Below are 25917 nucleotides of genomic sequence, written 5' to 3'. Positions count from 1 at the left end.
GTGCGGTCAAAAATCGCAGCAATTTTGGGGATATTTCACGGCTGTGTTAATTGAATGTTGATTTCTATGGGAAGAGAGAGGGGAAGAAGAGAATAGCTTATTTTTCGCCGTAGGCTCAAGAGAATAATCTACCAATTTGAAATAATTATCGATTTTTGATAAAATTCCCTTGTTTTTAGAAACAATCTCTCAATGCCTACTGAGTGTTTCTGTCAAAATCGCACTTCTATGTGCTGTCATCGTAGTGGTTCCACTACACACTTTTTTGCCTCATGGCAATGTTTTAAATAAATCGAATTTTTAATTTATCGACTTCATTTTAAGGGGAAAGGTTTGTCTTTATCTCAATTTATGGAAAAGCGAACGTCATTTAATCCTTTTGTAATTGGATTGACGCTATTTTTTGTTTTGTTATTGGTTGTGATGATTTTAATCGCACCGGAGCAAACCCAAACATTATTAAACCAAGCGAAAGCCGGGATTTTTGCCAATTTTAGTTGGTTTTATATCTTAGCATTTTCGATTTTCTTAGGGTTTTTGTTGATTTTATCTGTCAGTAGTTTAGGTAATATTAAATTAGGGAGCGATGAGGAAGAGCCTGAATTTCGTTTCCTTTCATGGCTTGCCATGTTATTTGCAGCCGGTATGGGGGTGGGCTTAATGTTCTTTGGGGTGGCAGAGCCCTTAACCCATTATCTTTCCGAAATCACCGGCGGTGTGCCGGAACACCGCCAACAAGAAGCATTATTGCATACGTTATTCCACTGGGGAATTCATGCTTGGGCGGTATATGGCACCATTGCCTTAGCTTTAGCTTATTTTGGTTTCCGTTATAAGTTACCTTTAGCATTACGCTCTTGTTTTTATCCTCTGTTGAAAGATCGTATCAATGGAAAAATGGGGGATCTTATCGATATTATGGCACTGCTTGCCACCTTATTTGGGATTATCACCACACTGGGCTTTGGTGCGGCTCAGTTGGGCGCAGGTTTGCAGCAAATGGGCTGGGTGAGTGAAAATAGTTTTAGCTTACAAGTGATTGTCATTGCCGTGGTGATGGGCTTGGCGGTCTTCTCAGCCATTTCAGGTGTGGGTAAAGGGGTAAAAATGCTCAGTGAATTAAATTTAGCGTTAGCATTTTTATTACTTATTTTTGTCTTAGCGAGCGGCCCAACCCGCTATTTGCTTTCCGCATTTAGCGATAATATCGGAAACTATCTCAGCCATTTAGTACAACTGAGTTTTAAAACCTATGTTTATGAGCAAGAACATACAACCTGGTTTAGTGGTTGGACAGTGCTTTATTGGGCTTGGTGGTGTTCATGGGCGCCATTTGTTGGGTTGTTTATTGCCCGCATTTCCAAAGGTCGAACGCTTCGTGAATTTATCTTTGGTGTATTGGTCATACCCAGTGTATTTGGCATTCTTTGGTTTACCGTATTTGGTAACACGGCAATTTGGTTAAATGATGGCGAAGCGGCAGGGGCACTGGGGCAAATGATTTCATCACCAGAAATCTTATTATTTCAATTTTTGGCTTATTTACCTTTACCGACGGTAAGTGGGGTGGTCAGTTTGATGGTTATCGCATTATTTTTTATCACCTCAGCGGATTCGGGGATTTATGTTTTAAATAATATCGCCTCTCGTGATAAAAGCCTTGTCTCACCTAACTGGCAAACGGTGATGTGGGGATTATTGATGTCGATAGTAGCTATCGTATTAATGCAATCGGGTGGTTTAGCCAATTTACAGACAATGACATTAATGGTGGCATTACCCTTTGCCGTGTTAATGTTAGTGATGTGTTTTAGCCTATGGAAAGGGTTAAACGCCGATAAAAAATATTTTGCAACAAAGGTGAATCCAACCAGTATTTTCTGGACAGGTGAAAAGTGGAAAGATCGCTTAGAGCAAATGATGAGCCAAACCCAAGAAAAAGATATTTTGCGTTTTTTAAAACACAGAGCATTGCCGGCAATGCGTGAATTACGCCAAGAACTTATCAGCAAATATAATCTGAGTGTGGAAGTGAATGCGTTGCTTGAACAAGAAGAGCCTGCGGTAGAGTTGGTGATACAAAAAGAATCGTTGCGTGATTTTATGTACGGCATCAAATCTGTGGGACGGGAAGTATCCGAGAAACTCATCAATGATGAAAATCTGCCGCATATTCAGCATCACACCACTTATGAACCCTATACTTATTTCTTCGATGGGCGGGTAGGTTATGATGTGCAATATATGAATAAAGAGGAATTGATTGCCGATATATTAAAACAATATGAACGCTATTTAAGTCTCTTAGATAATGTGGGACAGGAACTCATGGCACACGAACAAACGGAATTGGCAGAGTAATTTTTCACACAAATAAAAGTGCGGTCAAAAACAGGAGTGATTTTGACCGCACTTTATACTATTGGAATTAAGTCAGATTATTTTGCTGCTTTTAATTCTTGGTAGTATTGTTCGTAGTATTGAATGGCATCACCTACGTCATCTTGCCAGTGGCTGTTTTGTAGCACTTCAGCGGTTGGGTAGATTGATGGATCTTCGGTAATTTCTTTTGGCAATACCTTTTTCGCTTCAACGTTAGCGGTTGGGTAGCCAATGGCTAAAGTGAGTTTTTCAGCCGCTTTGGCACTGAGCATATAGTTGATTAATTTGTGCGCACCATCCGGGTTTTTAGAGGTGCTCGGGATGGCTAAGGTATCCACCCAAAGTACCGGCCCTTCTTTCGGGAACACCATATCTAAAGGTGCTTGTTCTTTTTTCGCAATACGCACAGAACCATTCCATAATTGACCGACGTCCACTTCACCGGAGATGAAAGCGTTAGCCGGGTTGTCGGAATTGAAAGACAGCACATTCGGACGTAATTTTAATAATTCTTCATAGGCTTGTTTGATGATTTTTGGATCTTGCGTATTAGGATCTTGACCAAGTTTTAAGAGGGCAATATTAAATACTTCGCGGGCATCATCTAATAACTGGACTTTATTGGCAAACTCAGGTTTCCATAAATCGCCCCAAGAGGTGAAATCCGACCCTTTATAAGCATTGGTATTAAATGCGATACCTGGTGCTCCAAGTAATTGAGGAAGGGAATATTTGTTTCCTTTATCATAAGGTTTGTTCAGCCAATCAGGATCTAATTCTTTAATAACAGGCAGTTTGCTATGATCAAGCTCTTTTAACATGCCTTCACGCGCCATTTTAGAGACAAAATAGTTAGAAGGGGCAATAACGTCATAACCGCCGGCTTCACCTTGGGTTTTGAGTTTGGCATACATGGTTTCATTAGATTCAAGACTTGAAACGATCACTTTGATGCCGGTTTCTTTCGTGAAGTCATCTAAAAGACCATCCGGGACATATTCTGTCCAAGTATAGAGGTAAACCGTATCATTAGCAGTCGCTGGTGCATTGGTATTTTCAGGCTTGTTTTCTTTATCATTACAAGCGGTTAAGGTTGCTGCTACTAAACCGGCGGTCATTAAACCTGCAAATTTTTTCATTTTTGTTTGTTCTCCGTAAAAGAGGGGTAAAAAAACCACCTACCGTAAACAGTAGGTATAAAAAAACGCCTTGATGATGCGTCAAGGCGTATTCTATTTGATATTAAAGGGTTTGTGAAACCTTTTATCGTTTCTTAGTGGTTATTTTTACGCGTGATTAACTGGCTTGAAATTACTAATACTAAGGAAAGCACGATCATAATAGTGGCTAGGGCATTCACTTCCGGTGTGACGCCGGTTTTCACCAAGGAGAAGATGCGTAGTGGTAGAATCTCGTAGCTTACGCCACTTACAAAGGAGGAGACGACCACGTCATCTAATGAGATCGTAAAACTTAATAACCAACCCGAAACGATAGCAGGCAACGCAAGGGGAACGATAATTTTGCGTAAGATGGTGACTTCACTTGCACCTAAATCTTTTGCCGCTTCTAACATTCTGGCATCAAAGCCATTTAACCGTGAGAAAATGGTTACCGTCACATAAGGTAAACAGAAAGTCACATGGGCTAAAAGCAGTGACCAGAAACCTAATGAAATCCCCACAACCATAAATAAGGCAAGTAAGGAGACCGCCATAACAATATCCGGTGACATCATCACGATAAATAACATTCCGCTCACCGCTTGTTTTCCACGGAAACGATAGCGATATAATGCAATAGCGGTTAGTCCACCAATAATGGTTGCCAAGGTTGCCGCAAAAAAGGCAATAGTCACGGAATGAATGGCCGCCTGAATTAAGGTATCGTTATTAAATAAACGTTCATACCAGTTCCAACTAAATCCTTTCCAGCTTAATCCGTAGCGGTCGGCATTGAAGGAGTTGGTGACTAAGATAATAATTGGGATATACAAATAAGCGTATACCACAAACATAAACACATTACGCAGTAAACGGCTCATTATTCTAACTCCACTTTTTTATTCAATAGTTTATTTGCACGGTAATAGACGAAAATCAACAATGCCATAAGGATGGTTAACCCGATACTGATTGCTGAACCAAACGGCCAGTTACGGGAAATTAAGAATTCGCTCTTAATAACATTCCCCACGAGAAGCACTTTCGCACCGCCCAGTAAATCTGCCACATAGAACATGCCCATTGCCGGGAGTAAGACTAAAAGACAACCTGCGATAATGCCGGGCATAGTTAATGGCAAAATAACCCGGAAGAAGCGTTGGAAGGCGTTAGCACCTAAATCTTTTGCCGCTTCCAGTAAGCGTCCGTCTAATTTTTCAATAGCCGAGTAGAGAGGCAAAATCATAAAGGGGAGTAATAAATAAACTAACCCGATAATCACCGCTACTTCTGTATTTAAAATACGGATAGGCTCACTCAAAATGCCCATATCCATAAGCATGGTGTTTAACACGCCTTTCACACCAAGGAAGATTTTCATACCATAGATGCGGATAAGCGAGTTCGTCCAAAACGGTAAAACCACAAGGAATAACAAGAGCGGTCGATATTTTGGATGAATTTTGCTGACCATAAAGGCAAAAGGGTAGCCGATGAGTAAGCAAATGATTGTGGCAATCCCTGACATATACAAGGAATTCCATACCACCTGCGCATAAAGCGGATTAAACAGGTTGAGGTAGTTATCCAAGTTAAATGGCAGGGCATAGAAGTTGCTACCATCTCGGGTTAAAAAACTTACAACCAACACCAATAAGTTTGGGATCAGTACAAAGAAGATTAGCCAAGCGAAGATAATAGCAACAGCAATTTTTTGAAATTTATTATTGATTATCTTCATCGTTGAGTACTACCTCCCAACCTTCGTGCCATGTAATGCCAACACGTTGTCCTACACTGTGATCCATATGCGGATCGTCTTCATTAAAGAATTCGCTGACAAGTACACGCATACCGTTATGGTCAAATTCCACGGTAGATTCCAATGTCATCCCTTTGTAAGTGCGGTCAATAATATGGCCGATGATCGCATTGGATTGTTCGTTTTCATCAAGTTCTTCAATCACAATATCTTCAGGGCGGAGAAGCACTTGAAGTTTTTGATCTTTTTCGACCGGCATATCGGTATAAATATCACAGACACGACCTTCCACATTTGCCAAGACCACATTGTCGGATTTACGTTCAATCACTGTGGCATCAAATACGTTGATTTCACCGATAAAACGTGCCACAAACAAGTTGGCCGGTTCTTCATAAATTTCACGAGGTGAACCATCTTGTGCAATTTTACCTTTACGCATTAATACAATGCGATCAGACATAGTGATGGCTTCTTCTTGGTCGTGAGTAACAAAGATAAAGGTGATGCCTAATTGGCGTTGCAATACTTTAAGTTCATATTGCATTTGTTTACGCAATTTATAGTCCAATGCCGATAAAGATTCATCGAGCAACAATACTTTTGGTTTGTTGACAACTGCACGGGCAATGGCAATACGTTGTTGCTGACCGCCTGATAATTGGGTCGGTTTACGATCGGCCATTTCTTCCAATTGCACCATACGCAAGGCTTCAAGTACACGAGGTTTGATTTCAGCCTCAGGCACTTTTTGCATGCGTAAACCAAAAGCCACGTTCTCAAAAATTGTCATATGCGGAAAGAGGGCATAACTTTGGAAAACGGTGTTGATATGGCGCTTTTCAGCGGGTACATCGGTAATATCTTCACCATCCAAAATAATACGACCCGAATCTAATTCTTCTAAGCCCGCTAACAAGCGTAAAACTGTAGTTTTACCACAGCCTGAAGGACCAAGAATGGTGACAAATTCCCCATTATTAATGGTTAAGTTAAAGTCGTTAATAATGGTGTTAGAACCGTAGGATTTTTTGATTGAACGAAGCTCAATAATCGGCTTGTTTTGAACCTGATTTTCCACTAGCTTTGGTTTTCTCCCTAATTTCACCAATAAACTGGTACTGAGTAGAAATAAGAACCTGCAAGAATGCAGGGGCGACATAAAAATAGGTGCCTATGATATAGTGAATTTTCAATAATGAAAAGGACTTCATGCTTGAGGAAACAAAAAAATTTCCGGTCATAAAAACAAATAAAAAATTGACCGCACTTTTCCTTTTTTAGGCTTATTTTTCAGCTAATTATTGAATGTTTGCTATATATCAAAACTCTATCTTGAAGTTTAGGTTAGAGTCAGAACCATAAGTCGTAAAGGATGAGAAAAATGGATACAAATTATTATAAAAACAATTTATTAAACCGTTTTTTGCATTATGTTTCTTTTGATACGCAATCAAAGCCTAATGCAAAATCTTCACCAAGTTCTATTGGGCAAATGAAACTTGCTAAGCATCTACAAAAAGAGCTCATTGAACTGGGGCTGGAGCAGGTTGAGGTCAGCAAATATGCAGTGGTCACCGCTTTTCTTCCATCAAATAGACCGGAGCTTTCCCATACCATCGGTTTTATCGCTCATTTGGATACCTCACCGGAATGTAGTGGGAAGAATGTGAAGCCGGAAGTCATTGAAAATTATCGGGGGGGCGATATTGCTTTAGGAATAGGGGAAGAATTTATCAGTCCAGTTTATTATCCTTTTATGCATCAGCTTATCGGAAAAACCTTAATTGTGGCAGATGGTAACACCTTATTAGGTGCAGATAATAAAGCAGGAATTGCTGAAATTATGACCGCACTTGAGATCATTCAAAAGGAAAAATTACCTCATTGTAATTTAAGAATAGCCTTTACACCCGATGAAGAAATCGGTTTAGGCATGCAGTATTTTCCTTTGGCGGATTTCCTCTGTGATTGGGCTTACACTGTTGATGGCGGGGAAGTGGGGGAATTGGAATACGAAAACTTCAATGCGGCGACCGCAAAAATTTATTTTTCAGGAAGAAGTATTCATACCGGTTATGCAAAAGATAAACTGATAAATGCTCTCGCACTTGCCTGTGATTTTCACCAAGGTTTTCCTAAAGATGAGGTACCGGAGAAAACAGAGGGCAAAGAAGGATTTTTCCACTTGGAGCATTTTGAGGGGAATATTGAAAAAGCAGAATTACATTATTTAATTCGAGATTTTGATTTATCGTCCTTTGAGAAACGTAAACAATTTGTGTTGGATTGGACTGCAAAATTTAATGCTGAAATAGGCTTAAAAACACCTGTTGAATGTGTGGTTCATGAAAGTTATAAAAATATGTATGATGCGGTTCAAAAAGTACCTCAAGCCATTACTATTGCGGAAAAAGCAATGGATTTATGTGGTATCCATGTGATCCATAAACCTATTCGCGGAGGAACGGACGGCGCATTTTTATCGGAGAAAGGTTTGCCTTGCCCGAATATTTTTACCGGCGGATATAATTTCCACAGCAAGCACGAGTTAATCTCTTTGGAGGGAATGGAAAAAGCCACAGAAGTGATTACAGAAATTGTGAAATTCAAGAAAATGTAAATTTTTTCTTGCTTTTGTAAAGAAATGTAAATATACTTACCTCGGTTTTATTGAGATTCCTTTTGATAAAGCTAAACTTTAGAGATTTTATTCATAAATTCCTTTTGACACTCCCCTGAGCGATCAGGGGTTTTTTTTATATCTTCCTCCTTTTCTAATAAATGATTGATTGGTTTCTGCTTATTGTGAGTGGATAAATCAACTTTAATTTGCCTTTTGTTAGGTTTAAATCTTGCGGATTCACCAATAAAGTGCAGTCTTTTTTATCAAGGTTTTGTGTTTAGGGATTGGTTTTTTAAATCAATTTGATAGTTTTCAATCGGTAAAATCTTTTAGTATGATCCGCACGAATTTTACTCAACTCAAAAAAGGAACATACTATGACTTCAAAATGTCCGTTTTCTCATGCCACCCCTTTAACGATGGGAAATGGCGCACCGGTTGTTGACAATCAAAACAGCTTAACCGCAGGTCCTCGTGGTCCATTACTTGCACAAGACTTATGGCTTAATGAAAAATTAGCGGATTTCGTGCGTGAAGTGATTCCTGAGCGCCGTATGCACGCAAAAGGTTCAGGTGCATTTGGGACTTTCACTGTAACCAATGATATCACCAAATATACCCGTGCTAAAATCTTCAGTGAAGTGGGTAAAAAAACAGAAATGTTCGCGCGTTTTACGACCGTAGCCGGTGAACGTGGTGCAGCGGATGCAGAGCGTGATATTCGTGGTTTTGCGTTAAAATTCTATACCGAAGAAGGTAACTGGGATATGGTCGGTAACAATACACCGGTTTTCTTCTTGCGTGATCCCCGTAAATTCCCTGATCTTAACAAAGCGGTAAAACGTGATCCACGCACCAATATGCGTTCCGCAACCAATAACTGGGATTTCTGGACATTATTACCGGAAGCATTACACCAAGTCACTATCGTAATGAGTGATCGTGGTATTCCGGCAAGTTATCGTCATATGCACGGTTACGGTTCACATACTTATAGCTTCTGGAATGAAGCCGGCGAGCGTTTCTGGGTGAAATTCCATTTCCATACACAACAAGGCATTAAAAATTTAACCGATGCAGAATCTGCCGCTATTATTGCCAACGATCGTGAAAGTCATCAACGTGATTTATATGAAGCTATTGAGCGTGGTGATTTCCCGAAATGGAAAATGTTTATCCAAGTAATGCCGGAAGCCGATGCAGAAAAAGTGCCTTATCATCCGTTTGATTTAACCAAAGTATGGCCGAAAAAAGACTATCCATTAATTGAAGTGGGTGAATTTGAGCTTAACCGTAACCCTGAAAACTTCTTTGCCGATGTTGAGCAATCTGCCTTTGCACCAAGCAATTTAGTACCGGGAATCGGTGCAAGCCCGGATAGAATGTTACAAGCTCGTTTATTCAACTATGCCGATGCACAACGTTATCGTTTAGGTGTGAATTTCCGTCAAATTCCGGTAAACCGTCCTCGTTGCCCGGTTCACAGCAACCAACGTGATGGTCAAGGCCGTGTCGATGGTAACTACGGTAGCTTACCGCATTATGAGCCAAACAGCTTTAATCAATGGCAACAACAACCGGATTTTGCAGAGCCACCACTTCGCATTAACGGTGATGCAGCATTCTGGGATTGTCGTCAAGATGATAACGACTACTTCAGTCAACCGCGTGCCTTGTTTAACTTAATGAGCGCTGAACAAAAACAAGCGTTATTTAACAATACTGCGGGGGCAATGGGTGATGCGCCTGATTTCATCAAATATCGTCATATCCGTAATTGTCACTGGTGTGATCCGGCATATGGTGAAGGCGTGGCAAAAGCATTAGGTTTAACCGTAGAAGAGGCGTTAAAAGCCCGTGATACTGATCCGGCTTTAGGTCAAGGCGGCTTACTCTAATTTAATAAAAAGCAAAAGGGTTGATATCAGAAATGGTATCAACCCTTTTTGTTTATTGTGCTGATAGCATAGGATAAGCCTTGATAAAATCCGGTAAGCGATAGGCTTTACTAAAAATTAAGGTGTAAGTATTCCGATCATTATTTACCGCAACTGTATCAGGAATGGCTTCATCCAAACCAAAACGCCAAGGTTGATTGCCTATGCGTGTAATCAAATATTCATTACTTACCTCAAAAGGCCCTTCATAAGCTTTTCCAGCCATGACGACCGTTTTGTATTCAATGGGTAAATTTACGCTGCCATAGACGGTTTTCCAAAAGAAATAAGGTGAAGCGGTCGGGTTTAAAATAGAACGATTCGTGCCTTCTTTTTGTGTCAGTTCAACCACTTTTCCATCCGCGAGAACGAGGCGATATTGTCCCGGTTCCAAAATCAGTTTTTGTGTTTGATGAGGAGCTAGCGTGATTTCTTTTTCATCTAATTTAAAGCTCACCGTGCTCTCTGTCGGGTTATCCGCATAAACAATATTTTTGTCATACCATGCCACTAAGGATTCGGCTTCAAAGGGGAAATATTTTGCAACGAGAGAAACCACGAAATTTCGTTTACCGTCATCGGCGTTGTCAGCCGTTGCTGAAGGCTGTATTGCGGAAATACCTATTAATGCGGCAATGATAATGAATAATGAAAGTAATTTTTTCATAAAATGCTCCTAAAAATCACCGCACTTTGGCGTGATAATCGAGAAAGTGCGGTTGAAATAATGGTTATTTTCTGGTGGTGTAGTTTCCTTCGCACACCCATTTATAGGTGGTGAGCGCTTCCAGTCCCATTGGGCCTCGCGCATGGAGTTTTTGAGTGCTGACGGCGACTTCTGCGCCTAAACCAAATTGTCCGCCATCGGTAAAACGTGTACTGGCATTCACATAAACGGCTGCCGCATCCACTTGGTTTATAAATTGGCGGGCGAGAGATTGGGAGGCGGTTAAAATACTTTCAGAATGTTGTGTACCATATTCCTGAATATGAGAGATTGCGGCTTGAATATCCTTGACGATCACCACATTGAGATCAAGGGAGCCCCATTCTTCACGTAGTTGCTGTTCCGTGACTTCGCTCACTTCAGCCCCTGCTTGTTTTAAAAGCTCAAGTGCGGTTGATTTTGCGTGATATTTTACGTTTTTCGCTGCAAGCTGTGCGATGAGTTTAGGTAAGAATTCAGCGGCAATGGACTCTTGTACAAGTAGGGTTTCTAAGGTGTTGCAAGTGCTTGGACGTTGGGTTTTGGCATTGTCGATAACTAAAACGGCTTGATTTTGATCCGCACTTTCTTCCACAAAGGTATGGCAAACGCCCACGCCACCCACAATCACCGGAATGGTGGAATGTTGTTTGCAAAGTTCGTGCAAACCGGCTCCGCCACGAGGAATAATCATATCCACATAGCGATCCAATTTGAGTAATTGCATCACGAGATCACGATTAGGATCGGTGATAGCTTGCACGGCAAATTTAGGCAATCCCGCCTGCTCAAGAGCATTTTGCACCACTTCCACCAAAATATGGTTAGAAAATTGGGTTTCTTTCCCCCCCCGCAAAATGACCGCATTACCGGTTTTTAAACAAAGGCTTGCCACATCGATGGTGACATTTGGGCGGGCTTCATAAATCGTGCCGATCACACCAATGGGGGTACGAACCCGCTCAATTTTCAAACCGCTATCCAATGTTCCCCCATCAATAATTTTCCCCACGGGGTCGGCAAGAGAAATCACGTGGCGGACATCATTGGCAATGCCTTGTAAACGCTCAGGGGTGAGCAAAAGGCGATCAATCAAGGCTTCCGACAGCCCGTTTTGTTTTGCCCGTTCAATATCCTTGGCATTTTCGGCTAAAATACGACCAGCTTGTTGTTCCAATTGTTCAGCAATCATCGTTAACGCCTGATTTTTTTCTGCCGTGCTTAATTGTGCCAAGATAAAAGCGGCTTCTTTGGCTTGTTGTCCCATTTGTACTAACATAGTCTTCTCTCTAAAAAAATAATGATGCGTAACTTATCTGAAAAATAAATAGGGTTAAATCTTTAGATTAATAACCCTGCAAATATTCCAAAGTATCCTTATCCAAAAAAGTGCGATTAAAATTTAACATATTTTGTGTTGGCGATGAAAATTTACGCCCGCTTTAAATGTATGTGTGCTTTGCTTTATTGGGTAGCTATTTTAATACCGCATCAATGAAATAATGGCGGGATTTCGAATAGTATGAACGGTAAATATCGCCAATACCTCTAACGCTTTTTAAATTCATCAAATAAATCACTCAGCTTTATTCTACCCAAGTGACAATTTCATCCATCGCTTTGCGGGATTTCTTCGCAATATCACGGGCACGGTAGCCAAAGGTGGCGGCAACGGATACAGCATATTCATTCGGGTCAAACAAGTTTTCTTCCGCAAGGGCTTGATTCATTAACTCATAATGGAAACCTTCAATCGGGCAAGAATCAATCCCCATTGCAGCAGCACCGGTCAGCATATTGGCTAGAGCGATATAGGTTTGTTTGCTACACCAATCAAATAAAGTGCGGTCACTTTCCAGCAATTTCATATCATTTTCTTGAAGCGTTTTGTATTTTGCCAAGGCTTGTTGTTGCTGTTCTTCGGTCAGCCCTTTTCTTGTCATCACATCGACAAAAAACGGACTGTCGTAGCGTGCATTTTTCTTCGCAAGTAAAATCACCACGTGGCTACAATTATCCAACTGATTCGCCATACCCCAACTAAAGGTCTTGATCTTGTCACGTAACGCTTTGTTTTGAATAACTAATATTTTCCAAGGTTCTGAGCCGACGGAACTTGGTGAAAGACGGGCACATTCTAAAATGGCGTGGAAATCTTCATCATTAATTTTTTTGCTCGGATCATAATAACGGGTGGAACTACGTTGATTGAGAAGTTCGATGACTTCTTGAGCGGTAAGTTTGATCATGGTTTTTCCTCTCTTTTAATATTTAAAATTTGGCGATTTTACGCTTTTCCTCATTTATTGGCAAACTTGATGCGATAGAAGCTTGCCCCAAACTGAGTCCGCCGTCCCCCATGGGATATTGGTGGGCACTTAACAGGGTAAATTCGGCTAAGTTTTCTTTCAATAATCGGCGGAGTAATTGATTGTGCATCACTCCACCGGATAGCACAATGATTCGACAACCATGGTTTTGTGCCTGTTGGCGGGCAAGATCCGAAAAGCCTTTTGCCAGCGCATAATGAAAAGCGAAGGCTTTTTCTGCCGCCGAACCTTCATAAGCAAGCCAAGTTTGCCAAAAGGTAGCGAGATCTAGCCGGTTTCCTTTAAGCGGCATTTTAACCGAAAAATTGACCGCACTTTTTTCGCCTTTAGTAAAAGAAGATTGAGCGGCTAATGCTTCCAAATGGCAAGCCGCTTCTCCCTCCCAAGATAATTTTTCACCAGCGATACCCAAACCGTAAGCCACCGCATCAAATAATCGTCCGGTGGAAGAAACTAGGGGGGAATTGAGACGGCGTTCTATGGCGCTGGCAAGGGCTTCCCATGGCAAATGTTGGCAAGTTTGCGCAGCAATATTGCGCCAGTTCGGCACAAATTGTTGTAAATGTGCAAGCCAATTGCGCCAAGGTTGACTTGCGGCAATATCACCGCCCGGTAAGGCAACCACAGGCAAGCCGCCGAGGTGTTGGCAATTTTTGCCTTCGACCAGTAAGCATTCCCCGCCCCAAAGTTGTCCGTTCTCTCCCATACCAATGCCATCTAACGCAATGCCGATCACTTTTTCATTACAACGATATTCCGCTAATACCGCTGCAATGTGGGCATGGTGGTGGAGAATTTCTACACAGTGTACATTGAGTTTTTCCGCTAAGGCTTTGCCTGTTTTTGAGGAAAAATAACCTTGATGTGCATCCACTGCAATGCAATTCGGTTTAAATTGATAAATTTGCGAAAACAAGTTGAGGTTGTTTTCTAACTGTTGTTGGATGAATACATTAGCAGTATCGCCAATGTGTTGACTGACTACTGATTTATTTTGTTTGAGCAAGCAAAAGGTATTTTTAAGATCCGAGCCTAACGCTAAAATATTCTTCGTATTGTTTGTTTCAAGTATGGTTTCATCCGGCACATAACCACGGGCACGGCGTAAGGTTTCCACGCCGTCAAATGCTACTCTAACCAAAGAATCATCGGCACGCTGTAAAATATCCCGATTATGGCAGAGATAAATATCGGCTAAATCTGTCAGTTTTTCGACCGCACTTTCATTATCCAACACCGGCGGTTGCCCGCTCGGGTTTGCAGAAGTCATCACCAATGGTGCATCCATCTCACGTAATAATAAATGCTGTAATGGATTACTTGGTAGCATTACACCAATTTCATTCAAGTCAGGGGCTATATTGGAGGCTAAATTGGGGACTTTATGTTTTGTCAGTAAGACGATAGGGGCAGCCGTTGAAGTTAAAAGTTGAATTTCGACTTCATTGAGATCACGCAAAAAATCAAGATTTGGCACCATTATGGCAAGGGGTTTGCTTGGACGATGTTTACGTTCCCGTAATAATGTTACAGCGGTTTTATTGCGGGCATCACACGCTAAATGAAAGCCGCCAATGCCTTTAATGGCAGCTATTTTTCCTTGATGTAATAGAAGTGCGGTTTGTTTTAAGGCAGTTTCTTGAATAGCTAACTGATGATAGCGATCTTGTAGCCAAATGTGTGGTCCACAAACAATACAGGCATTTGGTTGGGCATGAAAGCGGCGATTCGCCGGATTTTTGTATTCCTGTGTACATTCGGGGCAAAGTGGAAAATCCGCCATTGCAGTATTTTGGCGGTCATAAGGCATTTTTTTGATAATCGTGAAACGCGGGCCGCAGTGAGTACAATTGGTAAAAGGGTAGTGATAGCGGCGACTTTTCGGATTAAATAGTTCATCAATACAAGCAGTACAGGTGGCGGCATCAGGCACAATTTGAGTATCCATATTATTGTTTTCAGTTTCTCGAATGATAAATGCCGAAAAGTGCGGTAGGTTTTCCCAGTATTTTTTTTGTATTTGAATATCTGTAATTAACGCAAGAGGAGGGTGTTTGGTTTGTAGGGCGGATAAGAATTGTTGTAATACATTTTCATTTGGTTCGATAAAACGAATTAGTACCCCTTTCCCATCGTTATTCACATCACCTTTCAGCTCATATTCATTGGCGAGTAACCACACAAAAGGGCGAAATCCCACACCTTGCACTTTTCCTTTTATTCTTATTTCAATACCGTTCATAATTTTTCCGCTTGGAGTTGGTGAGAGGTATGATAACGAAAAATGATGAGAAATAGCGTGATTTCAGTCAAATTTTTTATTGCTAGGAGAAGGTGAATCGTAACGAATGGAAATTAAAATATGAAATCAATAAGAAATATTGGAAAATAAAAAAGGTTGGTAAAACCAACCTTTTCTTGCATAAAACCTTGATATACAAGGATAAATTCTTTGAGTACGATGATAATTGTCGTATTAGCGTTTTGAGTACTGCGGACGACGACGAGCTTTGTGTAAACCCACTTTTTTACGTTCAACGCGACGTGCATCACGAGTAACAAAGCCGGCTGCACGAAGTGCAGGACGTAGGGTTTCATCGTATTCAATTAATGCACGAGTGATACCGTGACGGATTGCACCCGCTTGACCTGAAATACCACCACCTTTTACAGTGATGTATAGGTCTAATTTATCAGTTAATTCAACCAGTTCTAAAGGTTGACGTACGATCATTCGTGAAGTTTCACGGCCGAAGTAAACGTCTAATTCACGTTGGTTGATAGTGATTTTACCACTGCCCGGTTTGATAAATACACGAGCTGAAGAGCTTTTGCGGCGACCTGTGCCGTAGTTTTGATTCTCTGCCATATCCTAAACCTCGTGATTAAATATCTAAAACTTGTGGTTGCTGTGCAGCGTGTTGGTGTTCAGAACCTGCATACACTTTTAATTTGCGGAACATTGCACGGCCTAATGGACCTTTTGGCAACATACCTTTAACCGCAATTTCAATCACTGCTTCAGGACGGCGTGCGATCATTTCTTTGAACGTCGCTTGTTTGATACCGCCTACATAGCCGGTGTGCCAATAGTAAAGTTTATCGCTTTCTTTACGACCGGTTACCGCAATTTTATCCGCATTGATCACGATGATGTAATCACCGGTATCAACGTGTGGCGTGTATTCAGCCTTGTGTTTACCACGAAGACGACGTGCTAATTCAGTCGCTAAGCGACCTAAAGTTTTACCTGTCGCATCTACTACGTACCAGTCGCGTTTAACCGTTTCTGGTTTTGCTACAAAAGTTTTCATTAATTAATTACCAAAAATTAGTTTGATACCCAGTGTTCTTTAATGAACACAACCAGTCATCGAAACCTTCACCCCTTCGAGTGTGATTTCAATAAAATAATGCACGATGGGAATTCGTGCATCAACAGGGTCGGCGTATTATACCTATTTTTCAGATAAATGCTAATTTTTTATCTTTAAATTTGTTCTTCAGCCTAATCAACAATTCTTAAATGTGCGGTCGATTTTGACGAAGTTTTTTTCTTCGTTGTTTTAGGAGGGGTAACGGCTTCGTTAAAACCATTCGGTTGATCGGTATCCGGCTCAAGATTTAACTCATCGTAAATCGCTTCCGGTTCAAACATCACGCCGTCACCGTTTTCACGTGCATAGATGGCAAGAGCAGCCCCCATTGGGATATAAAGATCACGTGATACGCCTTTAAAACGGGCATTAAATTGAATGAAATCATTGGTAAGTTGTAAATTACCTGTGGCATTGGCGGAAAGATTAAGCACGATTTGCCCGTCTTGAACATATTCAATCGGCACATTGACCCCCAAATAGGTGGCATCTACCACTAAATAAGGTGTAAAGTCATTATCAACCAACCAATTATAGTACGCCCGTAATAAATAAGGCCGTTTTGGTGAAGATTGGTATTCCATTATTTATCATCCATCAAATTTTTCGGTGCTGCTTCGCCGACAGATTGCAAAAAGGAATCACGGCTGAAAACACGATCCATATAATTTTTTAATGCTTTGCTGCCAGCACCGGTAAATTCCACACCAAATTGTTTTAATTTCCATAACAATGGTGCAATGTAACAATCAACCAAACTAAATTCTTCGCTCATAAAATACGGCATTTGTTGGAAGATAGGCGCTACTGCCAATAATTCTTCGCGCAGTTGTTTTAAGGCTTCTGCCCGCTCCGCTTCGTTGCCCTTTTCTGCTTTTATTAAAGTCGGATACCAATCTTGTTCAATACGATACATTAAAAGGCGGGTTTTACCACGGGCAATAGGGTAAACCGGCATAAGGGGAGGATGAGGGAAACGTTCGTCAAGATATTCGATAATAATACGGGAATTAAAGAGTTCCAAATCGCGATCGACCAATGTCGGTAAGGTACCGTAAGGATTTAATTCCATTAAATCTTCTGATAATGCTTGCGGATCAACTTCTTCATTTTCATAAGCGACACCTTTTTCAGCCAGTACAATTTTCACTTGATGGCTGTAAATATCATCTTTATTTGAGAAAAGTGTCATAACAAAACGTTTACTTGATGCGTTGGACATTGATTCCTCCGAAGATCCAAATTAAAAATTAAGAGTGTTTGAAAAGTCCGCTATTCTATCACAAGCATGAGTGAAAAAGCCAAGAAAAACTTATTTTTGATTTATATTCAGTAGGTTAGAGATCAAATCGGTATCTGAAACAGTATGAAAAAGCGGAGGAAAAAACCTCCGCTTTGTCGTTTTAGGGAAGATTGGCTCTCAGGATATTATCTCCTTTGGGATTATTGCTTACGCCAAGTCGTGCCGTTTACCCCATCTTCTAACACAATCCCCATGGCATTTAAGGCATTTCTCGCTTCATCTGCTGCTGCCCAGTTTTTAGCGGCTCTGGCTTCATTACGTTGTTGGATTAATGCCTCGATTTTAGCGACTTCATCATCGTCAGAACCGGCTTGTAAAAAGCTTTCTGGACCTTGTCCCAACAGCCCTAAAATTTGGGCTAATTTTCGTAATTGTGCGGCGAGTCCATTGGCTTTTCCAATATCTTCCGATTTTAATTTATTCACTTCACGTGCCATTTCAAATAACACTGAAATGGCATTTGGTGTGTTGAAATCATCGTCCATTGCTTCACGGAATGCTTCAACAAAATTTTCTCCGCCAAAAGCGACCGCACTTTGATCTGTTCCCCGCAAGGCGGTATATAACCGTTCCAAAGCGCCACGGGCCAAATTGAGGTTTTCTTCACTATAATTGAGCTGACTGCGGTAATGGGCGGATAACAGGAAATAACGTACGGTTTCCGCATCATAATGTTGGAGGACATCACGAATAGTGAAGAAATTGCCAAGTGATTTTGACATTTTTTCTTTATCCACCATAATCATACCGGAGTGAATCCAATAATTGACATAATCGCCACCGTGCGCACAGCAAGATTGGGCAATTTCATTTTCATGGTGAGGGAACATTAAATCAGAACCGCCGCCGTGAATATCAAAATGTTCGCCTAATTGTTTACTATTCATTGCCGAACATTCAATGTGCCAACCAGGACGACCCGCTCCCCAAGGGGATTGCCAACTTGGTTCGTTCGGTTTTGACATTTTCCACAACACAAAGTCCATCGGATTTTTCTTCACCTCAGACACATCAACCCGTGCACCGGCTTGTAATTGTTCTAAATCTTGACGGGATAATTGACCGTATTCTTTGAAGCTTTCCACATCGAACATTACATCACCGTTTTGTGCCACATAGGCGTGCCCCCGTTCAATTAATTTTTCTACAATTTCAATGATTTCAGGAATATGATGGGTAGCACGGGGTTCAAAATCCGGGCGTAGAATATTTAACGCATCGAAATCTTTGTACATTTCGACCACCATACGATCCACCAATTGTTCGCAGGTTTCTTGATTTTCTAAGGCGCGTTTAATGATTTTATCGTCCACATCGGTAATATTGCGTACATAGGTTAAATCGTAGCCTAAATAACGCAGATAACGGGCGATGACATCAAAACACACAAAAGTGCGACCATGCCCGATATGGCATAAATCATAGACGGTTACACCACACACATACATCCCCACCTGATTGGCGTGGATAGGTTTAAAAATTTCTTTTTCTCGGGTTAAAGTATTGAAGATTTTTAGCATTTTTTTCTCGGCTTTAAATTGATAGTGAAACTGACAGCACTTTTATAGCACTTATTGCCTATTTATGGAATAATGGCATCCTTTAAATTTCATAGGGAAATCAAAATGGTTACTTTACACACAAATTTTGGCGATATTAAACTGGCTTTAAATGCAGAAAAAGCGCCAATGACAGTTGAAAATTTCTTAACCTATTGTAAAGACGGGTTTTATGATAACACAATTTTCCACCGTGTTATTGACGGATTTATGATCCAAGGTGGAGGCATGGAAAGCGGAATGAAAGAGAAAAATACCCGTGCGCCAATTCAAAATGAAGCGGCAAATGGATTAAGTAATAAACGTGGCACCATTGCCATGGCGCGCACCTCCGATCCACATTCTGCGACAGCACAATTTTTTATTAATGTGGCGGACAATACGTTTTTAGATTACCGTGCTAAAGAAATGTTTGGTAAAACAGTGGTACAAGAATGGGGTTATGCCGTATTCGGTGAAGTGGTAGAAGGTATGGATGTGGTGGATAAAATCAAAGCTGTGAAAACCGGTAATAAAGGTTTCCACCAAGATGTGCCGAAAGAAGATGTAGTGATTAATTCTGTTACCGTAGAGTAATGAAAGAAACCTGAGCGTTGTCTCAGGTTTTCTCTTTGCATTTTTAAGCGATGTATTATGCCTTTTTTTGACACGCACACCCACCTTGATTATTTGCAACAATTCACCGGCGAACCGCTTTCGCAATTAATGGAAAACGCCAAGCTGGCGGGGGTTGAAAAAATCCTGATTGTGGCGGTGTTGGCTAGGGATTTCAAAACTATCCAAAAAATGACCGCACTTTATCCGGAAAATTTATATTATGGGTTGGGTTTACACCCGCTCTATATTAAAGAACATTCGGAAGAGGATTTATCGATTTTGCAACAAGCCTTAGCGCATCGTGATAAAAATTGTACGGCGGTGGCGGAAATTGGTTTGGAGCGGGCGATCCCCGATTTAGTTGCAGATGAACTCTGGCAAAAACAATGCTATTTTTTTGAACGTCAGCTTTATTTAGCCAAGCAATTTAATTTACCCGTGAATATTCACAGCCGAAAATCCCACGATCAAATTTTTACCTTTTTGAAACGTATTTCATTGCCTAAATGTGGTGTGATACATGGTTTTGCCGGCAGTTATGAGCAAGCCAAACGGTTTGTGGATCTCGGTTATAAAATCGGAGTGGGTGGCACGATTACTTATGCGCGTGCAAATAAAACCCGCCAAGCGATAGCAAAATTGCCATTAGATGCCTTGGTGCTGGAAACCGATAGCCCCGATATGCCGGTATTCGGTTTCCAAGGGCAACCGAATCGCCCTGAACGGATCATTAATATTTTTCAGACTCTGCGTGAATTGCGACAAGAACCAACAGATAAAATAGAAGAAATAATCTGGGGCAATAGTCATATTTTATTTGGCAATGGGGTGAAGAGATAATTGTGAACTAGCGGAATAAATAGCTTATTTCTATGATTGATATGGTTGGGGGCGCGATGTAAAATACCACTATTTGTTGCGCTATAGAATTAACCATACAATGTGTCAGTCAGTCAGTCAGTCAGTCAGTCAGTCAGTCAGTCAGTCAGTCAGTCAGTCAGTCTCAGTTTTGTCGTTCCTGTTTATAATGTTGAAAAATATCTCGCTCAGTGTTTAGAGAGCCTTGTTTCTCAATCTGTGAGTAAAGAAATCATCATTGTTAATGATGGTTCAACAGATGGTAGTTTGGCTGTTGCCGAACAATATTTATCACGTTATTCCTTCATCACGATAATTAATCAACATAATCAAGGACTTTCAGCCGCTCGTAATGCAGGCTTAAGGCAAGCAAAAGGGCGCTATGTGTATTTTGTTGATTCAGATGATTGGTTGGTGGAAATGCAATTCGATAGAATGGTTGAAATTGCTGATCAGCATCAAGCGGATTATTTAAGAGGCACAGTCGAACAAAGCGATGAAAATAGTGCTAGCCAAGAATTGACTGTACGGGCTTTTGAATCACCACGAATTAAGCCAAATCAATATGAAATAATGAGTGGTTATCAGCATTTGAATGATCTCCTTAAAGATTGGTTTCCGGCTTGTTGGCTTGGTTTTTTTAGGGTCGAATTCCTACGAAATCATCATTTAATGTTTAATGAAAACATCAAATTTGCTGAAGACACCCCATTTATGACTTATGTGCTTTCTTGCCCTAATATGGTGGTGATTGAAGTGGGACGGGTCTTCTATCATTACCGTTTAAGACCAAATAGTTTAACGACAAGAAAGCCTGAGCTCTCAAAATTGATGAATTTATTAAAGGTTGATAAATGGCTGATAGCGCTTTATCAACAGCGTCTAAATGAACTAGAAAATATCAATGATGAGGCAAAAATGATGCTGATTAATTTAGAAAAAATCAGAGCGCTTAACTACGCTTATATTTACCGCTCTCAATATTTGAAGTATCCCGAGGCGATGAAAGCAGAAGTCCGGCATTATTTCACTGATGAAGTATTACAATTAATGAAAAAATGGCTTCTTTTTGAGGTGAAATTATAAATTTTTAAAGCGATGAATAATCTGATTTGCCGATCCTCGCCAGAGTAGACCCGGATCGGCTTTTTCTTGTTCAAATTTTCCGTCAATAAGGACATCAATATAGGGGAGCATAGCTCGCTGATTTCCATCCAGTTCAGCTAATTTATAACCGGTCCATACCCAAATATCTTTGTCGGGGCATTCACGTTTTACACGTTGCACGAAAGGTAAGAGTGTTTCTACATTGCGAGGATGTAATGGGTCGCCACCGGATAACGTTAATCCTTGGCGTTTGATACGGGTATCCTTTAAATCATTGATAATTTGTTGCGCCATCACCTCGTCAAAGCGTACACCGGCACTAAATGACCAGCTTTTTTGGTTATAGCAACCTTTGCAACCGTGGGTGCAGCCACTCACAAAAAGGGTACAACGTGTCCCTTCTCCGTTCACCACATCAACAGGGTAATATTGTAAATAATTCATTTTGCCAATTCCTGAAAAGTGCGGTTCAAATTCTCGTCAAATTCATCATTATGTGCAATTAACCTTTGCAATGACCTTTCAATTCTTGCATAATAGCACTCTATCGCATTGCGATGTCAATGGAAACCTTTTCGGTCTCTCGCAACGGTGTCCGGTTTACTCGGTCAGGTTCGGAAGAAAGCAGCCAAAGTCGGAAGTGCTGTGTGCCGAGAAGCAGCTGGGAAGGTTTCCGCCCAACTTCCTTTCTAGACACGTTCAACGAATCGTTTGAAAAATCCCTCTTCTTTTTTGATTAAACTTTCGTAATCGCCCTGTTCAATGAGTTTACCCTCATCAATGACACAAATTTTGTCAAATTGCTCAAGGGCAGTTAGACGATGGGTCACCATAATTAGGGTTTTATTTTCCGTATGCTGTAAAATTAAGCGTAAAATTTGACGTTCAGTCTCACGATCAAGCCCTTCTGTTGGCTCATCAAGCAATAAAATTGGGGCTGCATTTAATAAAATGCGGGCAATACCTAAACGGCGTTGCTCGCCACCGGAAAGGGGGCGACCTCCATCCCCCAACCAAAGATCTAATCCCTCCGGTTGGGTTAATAATTTGCCTAATTCCACTTGATTGAGTACTTCGATCATTTTCTCATCGGAAATTTTGTCGTGGCTGGCAAACTGTAAATTTTGCCGCAAAGTATCGCTGAAAACATATACCCGTTGGGTGAGAAAACAAAATTGCTCACGCAAGGTTTGCTCGGCGTAACCGGAAATTGGTTTGCCTGCCAGTAAGAGTTCCCCTTGGTTCGGATCATAGTTGCGCACCAATAATTGAAGTAATGTGGATTTACCACTGCCGGTTTTGCCAAGAATGGCAATTTTTTGCCTTTGTTCTAAATCCAGCGTGAGATTATCCAACGCAAGATTTTTGCTTTCAGGATAGGTAAAGCTTAAATTCTTGGCTGAAATCAACCGCACTTGTGGTTCAAACTTTTCCTCACCCTGAAATTCAACTAAAGGTTGTTGTTCCACAATATCCGTCACCCGTTCAGCGGCAGCAATCACCTGTCCGATATGCAAAAAAGCAGCGCCTAAAGGCATAATAATTTCAAAGGCGGCAAGGGCGGCAAAGGTAAAAAGGGCAATAAAGGCTGCACGATATTCATCGTCACCAAAATCGGCTTGGCTACCAAACCAGAGCATAGCACAAATGAGCAAGCCATTGAGAAAGAGCGAAAGTGCGGTGGAAAATCCGCCTAATTTTGCTTCTTTTTCTTGGGTGGCTTGCCAATGTTTTTCTGTGCTTGCCATTTTCGCTTTGATTTGATTTTCTGCATTAAACAGTAGAAGCTCTGCTTGGGCTTGGATAAATTCTAAGAATTGCGTGCGGTAGGTGGCACGGGCTTGCACTAAAGGTTTGCCAAATTGTTGACCTAAGCGATAGAAAGTGGTCGGAATAAGCACTAATGATAGTAGCAAAACCATACCGATCCCTAATGCAAGGGGAGTATGAATAAAGCTCAAGCCAATCGTCATGGCAATAATCACCAATATTGCACTGAAAAACGGGGCAAGTAGGCGTAAATAAAGGCTATCTAAGGTGTCTACATCCGATACTAAGCGATTTAATAATTCGCTATTGCGGTAACGGTTTAGCACCGCAGGACTTAAAGGGATCATTTTTTCAAAGACTTTCACACGTAAATTCGCCAACACCCGGAAAGTGGCATCGTGGGTTACCCATTTTTCAAAATAACGGGCAACGGTGCGTCCAATGGCTAATCCCCGCACACTGGCGGAAGGGTAGAAAAAGTTAAATAATGAGCCGAGTCCTGCAATGGCGGTTGCCGCTAAAAACCAGCCGGACAGCGTGAGTAATCCCATACTGGAGGCTAGCCCTAAAATCATCAAAATTAAGCCTAAAATTAAGGGCCATTTGGCGGAGCTAAATAAACGTATAAAAGGCAGCAATGCACGCATTATTGAATATCCTCTTGTCGTTGAGCGAGTAATTCGGCAAAAAAGCCGTGGGATTTGAGTTGTGAAAAGTCGCCTTGTTGCAGAATCTCACCTTGTTGCATCACAAAAATTTGATCGCATTGTTTAAGATCTTCAATACGATGGGTGATCATTAATGTGGTTTGATAGCAACTGATATCGTTTAATGCCTGTAAAACTAAATTTTCCGATTGGGCATCAAGGCTTGCAGTGGGTTCATCGAGGAGAAGCAATTTGCCTTTGCGTAATAATGCCCGTGTAATGGCAAGACGTTGTGCTTGCCCTACGGAAACACCCAAGCCCCCGTCTTTGATTTCATAGTCTAAGCCGAGTTTGTCCGTGAAGGTTTTGGCTTGTGCCAAAGCTAAAGCACGGTCAATTTCTTCATTGTTTGCTTGAATATTACCAAGCAACAGATTTTCTTTGATTGTGCCTTGTAGCAATAAGGGGTTTTGCCCCACCCAAGCAATGTTTTTACGCCATTGCGTTAAATTGCTTTCACGAAGTTCCTGACCATTGATTTTTAATGAGCCTTCATAAGGGAGGAAACCAAGAAGAACATTCATCAAAGAGGTTTTGCCCGCACCGCTTTGCCCTACCAAGGCGACATTATGATTTGCCGGAATATGAAAGTTGAGAGGTTTAGTCAGTGGGAGACCTTGCGTTGAAAGCACCACGAGATTTTCAGCCCGAATTTCTACCGCACTTTCAGTGGGAATAGGTTTATCCTGTTGATAGGGGGGGAGATAGTCTGTTTCTAAAAAATCCACAATGGCATCGGCTGCACCGATACCGGCAGCCCGGTCGTGGTAATAGGTGCCGAGATCACGAAGGGGTTGATAAAACTCAGGTGCAAGAATTAAACAGAAAAAACCGGTAAAGAGGGTGAGCGAAGTGCTGTAAGTGCCAAATTCAATTTGCCCGAGATAACTAAAACCAAAATAAACCGCCATCAGTGCAATAGAGATAGAGGTAAAAAATTCCAATACCGCTGAGGAGAGAAAGGCGATTTTAAGCACATCCATAGTGGTTTCACGAAAATCTTCCGTGGTGTTTTTGATATGCAGGGTTTGTTCTAAAGTGCGGTTAAAAAGGCGCAAGGTTTCAAGTCCACGCAGGCGATCTAAAAATTGTGCGCTTAGACGGGCGAGGGTCGCCATATTTTTTTGGTTGCTGTCGGCTGCCGCAATGCCCACCAAAATCATAAATAGGGGGACGAGTGGGGCGGTGAGCATTAAAATTAAACCGGCAGCCCAGTTTAGTGGAAATACCGCAATTAAAATGACAATAGGGAGGATCACAGAAAGACTCTGTTGTGGTAGAAAACGGGCATAGAAATTGTGCAAATTTTCTACCTGTTCCAACATAATACTTGCCCAACTGCCCGCCGGTTTTTGATTTATGGTAGCAGGGCCGACAAGGTGGATTTTATCCAGAATTTTTTGACGAATATGGCATCGTAATTGGCGGCCGCTTTCAAAACCGATTTTTTCTCTCCCCCACAAAATGATTGCCCGTAAAGCAAAACAAAAAATTAAGCCAATAAAATAGGGGATGAGCTCACCCGATGGCACATTTTGCATAATGAGCTTATCAAGTAGGAACGCAAGAAAATAGGTTTGTATCACTAAAATAAGCGATGAAACGGTCGCAAGAGCAATATTGGCACGCATTAGTTTTTTAATCGGTTCTTGTTGGGTGCGTAGCCATTTTTGTAAATATTTTTGGCGAAGTTTATCCATAGATTTTTATTCGTCCCGAATCGGGGAAGATCG

The 25917-nt window shown here is 41.2% G+C and carries 22 protein-coding genes and 1 other RNA gene; 7 read left to right on the top strand and 16 right to left on the bottom strand.

Going from position 1 to position 25917, the window contains the following annotated elements; all coding sequences use genetic code 11:
* The first annotated feature begins 333 nt into the window (after positions 1-333).
* A complete protein-coding gene (locus BKK52_RS00580) occupies positions 334-2361 on the top strand; it encodes a BCCT family transporter (RefSeq protein WP_077421324.1) in 2028 nt (675 codons plus the stop codon).
* A gap of 77 nt (positions 2362-2438) precedes the next feature.
* Here the strand turns inward: BKK52_RS00580 and BKK52_RS00575 are convergent, their stop codons facing one another.
* The 4 genes from BKK52_RS00575 to potA form a co-directional block, all read right to left on the bottom strand.
* On the bottom strand, positions 2439-3521 hold the full coding sequence (locus tag BKK52_RS00575; RefSeq protein WP_077421323.1) for an extracellular solute-binding protein: 1083 nt from the start codon (positions 3519-3521) through the stop codon (positions 2439-2441).
* A 134-nt stretch (positions 3522-3655) separates the two neighbouring features.
* Entirely contained in the window at positions 3656-4426 is a 771-nt protein-coding gene (gene potC / locus BKK52_RS00570) for a spermidine/putrescine ABC transporter permease PotC (RefSeq protein WP_077421322.1), read from the bottom strand.
* On the bottom strand, positions 4426-5286 hold the full coding sequence (gene potB, locus BKK52_RS00565) for a spermidine/putrescine ABC transporter permease PotB (protein ID WP_077421321.1): 861 nt from the start codon (positions 5284-5286) through the stop codon (positions 4426-4428). The genes potC and potB overlap by 1 nt, the downstream gene beginning before the upstream one ends.
* Positions 5270-6388 carry a spermidine/putrescine ABC transporter ATP-binding protein PotA gene (gene potA, locus BKK52_RS00560; RefSeq protein ID WP_077473641.1) on the bottom strand — a complete coding sequence of 373 codons (1119 nt, stop codon included), beginning with the start codon at positions 6386-6388 and terminating at the stop codon, positions 5270-5272. The genes potB and potA overlap by 17 nt, the downstream gene beginning before the upstream one ends.
* Positions 6389-6691: 303 nt before the next feature.
* On the opposite strand from potA, the gene pepT reads away from it, so the two are divergent.
* Together pepT and BKK52_RS00545 are read left to right on the top strand one after the other, a co-directional pair.
* On the top strand, positions 6692-7930 hold the full coding sequence (gene pepT, locus BKK52_RS00550; protein ID WP_077421320.1) for a peptidase T: 1239 nt from the start codon (positions 6692-6694) through the stop codon (positions 7928-7930).
* Between the two features lie 380 nt (positions 7931-8310).
* Positions 8311-9831: a catalase gene (locus BKK52_RS00545; protein ID WP_077477477.1), complete on the top strand. Its 1521-nt coding sequence runs from the start codon at positions 8311-8313 to the stop codon at positions 9829-9831.
* A gap of 52 nt (positions 9832-9883) precedes the next feature.
* On the opposite strand, the gene BKK52_RS00540 is transcribed toward BKK52_RS00545, so the two are convergent.
* The 9 genes from BKK52_RS00540 to cysS all read right to left on the bottom strand — a co-directional run bounded on the left by BKK52_RS00540 (position 9884) and on the right by cysS (position 19106).
* Entirely contained in the window at positions 9884-10537 is a 654-nt protein-coding gene (locus tag BKK52_RS00540) for a hypothetical protein (protein ID WP_077477476.1), read from the bottom strand.
* A gap of 64 nt (positions 10538-10601) precedes the next feature.
* The gene (gene proA, locus BKK52_RS00535) at positions 10602-11855 is read right to left on the bottom strand and encodes a glutamate-5-semialdehyde dehydrogenase (RefSeq protein ID WP_077477475.1); all 1254 of its coding nucleotides are present in this window, start codon (positions 11853-11855) and stop codon (positions 10602-10604) included.
* A 307-nt stretch (positions 11856-12162) separates the two neighbouring features.
* Entirely contained in the window at positions 12163-12825 is a 663-nt protein-coding gene (locus BKK52_RS00530; RefSeq protein WP_077473643.1) for an NAD(P)H-dependent oxidoreductase, read from the bottom strand.
* A gap of 22 nt (positions 12826-12847) precedes the next feature.
* On the bottom strand, positions 12848-15148 hold the full coding sequence (gene hypF, locus BKK52_RS00525) for a carbamoyltransferase HypF (RefSeq protein ID WP_077477474.1): 2301 nt from the start codon (positions 15146-15148) through the stop codon (positions 12848-12850).
* A gap of 234 nt (positions 15149-15382) precedes the next feature.
* Positions 15383-15775, bottom strand: a complete 393-nt coding sequence (rpsI, locus tag BKK52_RS00520; protein ID WP_017806615.1) for a 30S ribosomal protein S9 — start codon at positions 15773-15775, stop codon at positions 15383-15385.
* A gap of 16 nt (positions 15776-15791) precedes the next feature.
* Complete coding sequence (rplM, locus tag BKK52_RS00515) at positions 15792-16220, bottom strand: 50S ribosomal protein L13 (RefSeq protein WP_077477473.1); 429 nt, start codon at positions 16218-16220, stop codon at positions 15792-15794.
* 194 nt (positions 16221-16414) lie between these two features.
* Positions 16415-16867: a ClpXP protease specificity-enhancing factor gene (locus BKK52_RS00510; protein ID WP_077421313.1), complete on the bottom strand. Its 453-nt coding sequence runs from the start codon at positions 16865-16867 to the stop codon at positions 16415-16417.
* Positions 16867-17505 carry a stringent starvation protein SspA gene (gene sspA, locus BKK52_RS00505; RefSeq protein ID WP_077421312.1) on the bottom strand — a complete coding sequence of 213 codons (639 nt, stop codon included), beginning with the start codon at positions 17503-17505 and terminating at the stop codon, positions 16867-16869. Before sspA ends, BKK52_RS00510 begins: the two co-directional genes overlap by 1 nt.
* A gap of 221 nt (positions 17506-17726) precedes the next feature.
* Entirely contained in the window at positions 17727-19106 is a 1380-nt protein-coding gene (gene cysS / locus BKK52_RS00500; RefSeq protein WP_077421311.1) for a cysteine--tRNA ligase, read from the bottom strand.
* Positions 19107-19211: 105 nt separating this feature from the next.
* Between cysS and BKK52_RS00495 the strand changes: the two genes are divergently transcribed.
* The 3 genes from BKK52_RS00495 to BKK52_RS00485 all read left to right on the top strand — a co-directional run bounded on the left by BKK52_RS00495 (position 19212) and on the right by BKK52_RS00485 (position 21686).
* Positions 19212-19721 (top strand): peptidylprolyl isomerase, encoded by a 510-nt coding sequence (locus tag BKK52_RS00495; protein WP_077477472.1) that lies wholly within the window; start codon positions 19212-19214, stop codon positions 19719-19721.
* A 57-nt stretch (positions 19722-19778) separates the two neighbouring features.
* On the top strand, positions 19779-20582 hold the full coding sequence (locus tag BKK52_RS00490; RefSeq protein WP_077473646.1) for a TatD family hydrolase: 804 nt from the start codon (positions 19779-19781) through the stop codon (positions 20580-20582).
* A gap of 102 nt (positions 20583-20684) precedes the next feature.
* On the top strand, positions 20685-21686 hold the full coding sequence (locus BKK52_RS00485) for a glycosyltransferase (protein WP_077477471.1): 1002 nt from the start codon (positions 20685-20687) through the stop codon (positions 21684-21686).
* Here BKK52_RS00485 and nrdG read toward each other — a convergent pair.
* On the bottom strand, positions 21681-22151 hold the full coding sequence (gene nrdG / locus BKK52_RS00480; protein ID WP_077414917.1) for an anaerobic ribonucleoside-triphosphate reductase-activating protein: 471 nt from the start codon (positions 22149-22151) through the stop codon (positions 21681-21683). The two genes, BKK52_RS00485 and nrdG, sit on opposite strands and share 6 nt — an antisense overlap.
* A gap of 128 nt (positions 22152-22279) precedes the next feature.
* Between nrdG and ffs the strand changes: the two genes are divergently transcribed.
* An RNA gene (ffs, locus tag BKK52_RS00475) (signal recognition particle sRNA small type) lies at positions 22280-22378 on the top strand.
* Positions 22379-22396: 18 nt separating this feature from the next.
* Here the strand turns inward: ffs and cydC are convergent.
* Both cydC and cydD read right to left on the bottom strand, forming a co-directional pair.
* On the bottom strand, positions 22397-24124 hold the full coding sequence (gene cydC, locus BKK52_RS00470; RefSeq protein WP_077477470.1) for a heme ABC transporter ATP-binding protein/permease CydC: 1728 nt from the start codon (positions 24122-24124) through the stop codon (positions 22397-22399).
* Positions 24124-25884, bottom strand: coding sequence for a heme ABC transporter permease/ATP-binding protein CydD (cydD, locus tag BKK52_RS00465; protein WP_077414913.1), 1761 nt, complete (start codon positions 25882-25884; stop codon positions 24124-24126). The genes cydC and cydD overlap by 1 nt, the downstream gene beginning before the upstream one ends.
* Positions 25885-25917 lie beyond the last annotated feature (33 nt).

The sequence above is a fragment of the Rodentibacter trehalosifermentans genome (assembly GCF_002000545.1).
Lineage (GTDB): Bacteria > Pseudomonadota > Gammaproteobacteria > Enterobacterales > Pasteurellaceae > Rodentibacter > Rodentibacter trehalosifermentans.
Note: the sequence above shows the minus strand (reverse complement) of the source record. Positions and strands in the feature narration are given on the sequence as shown.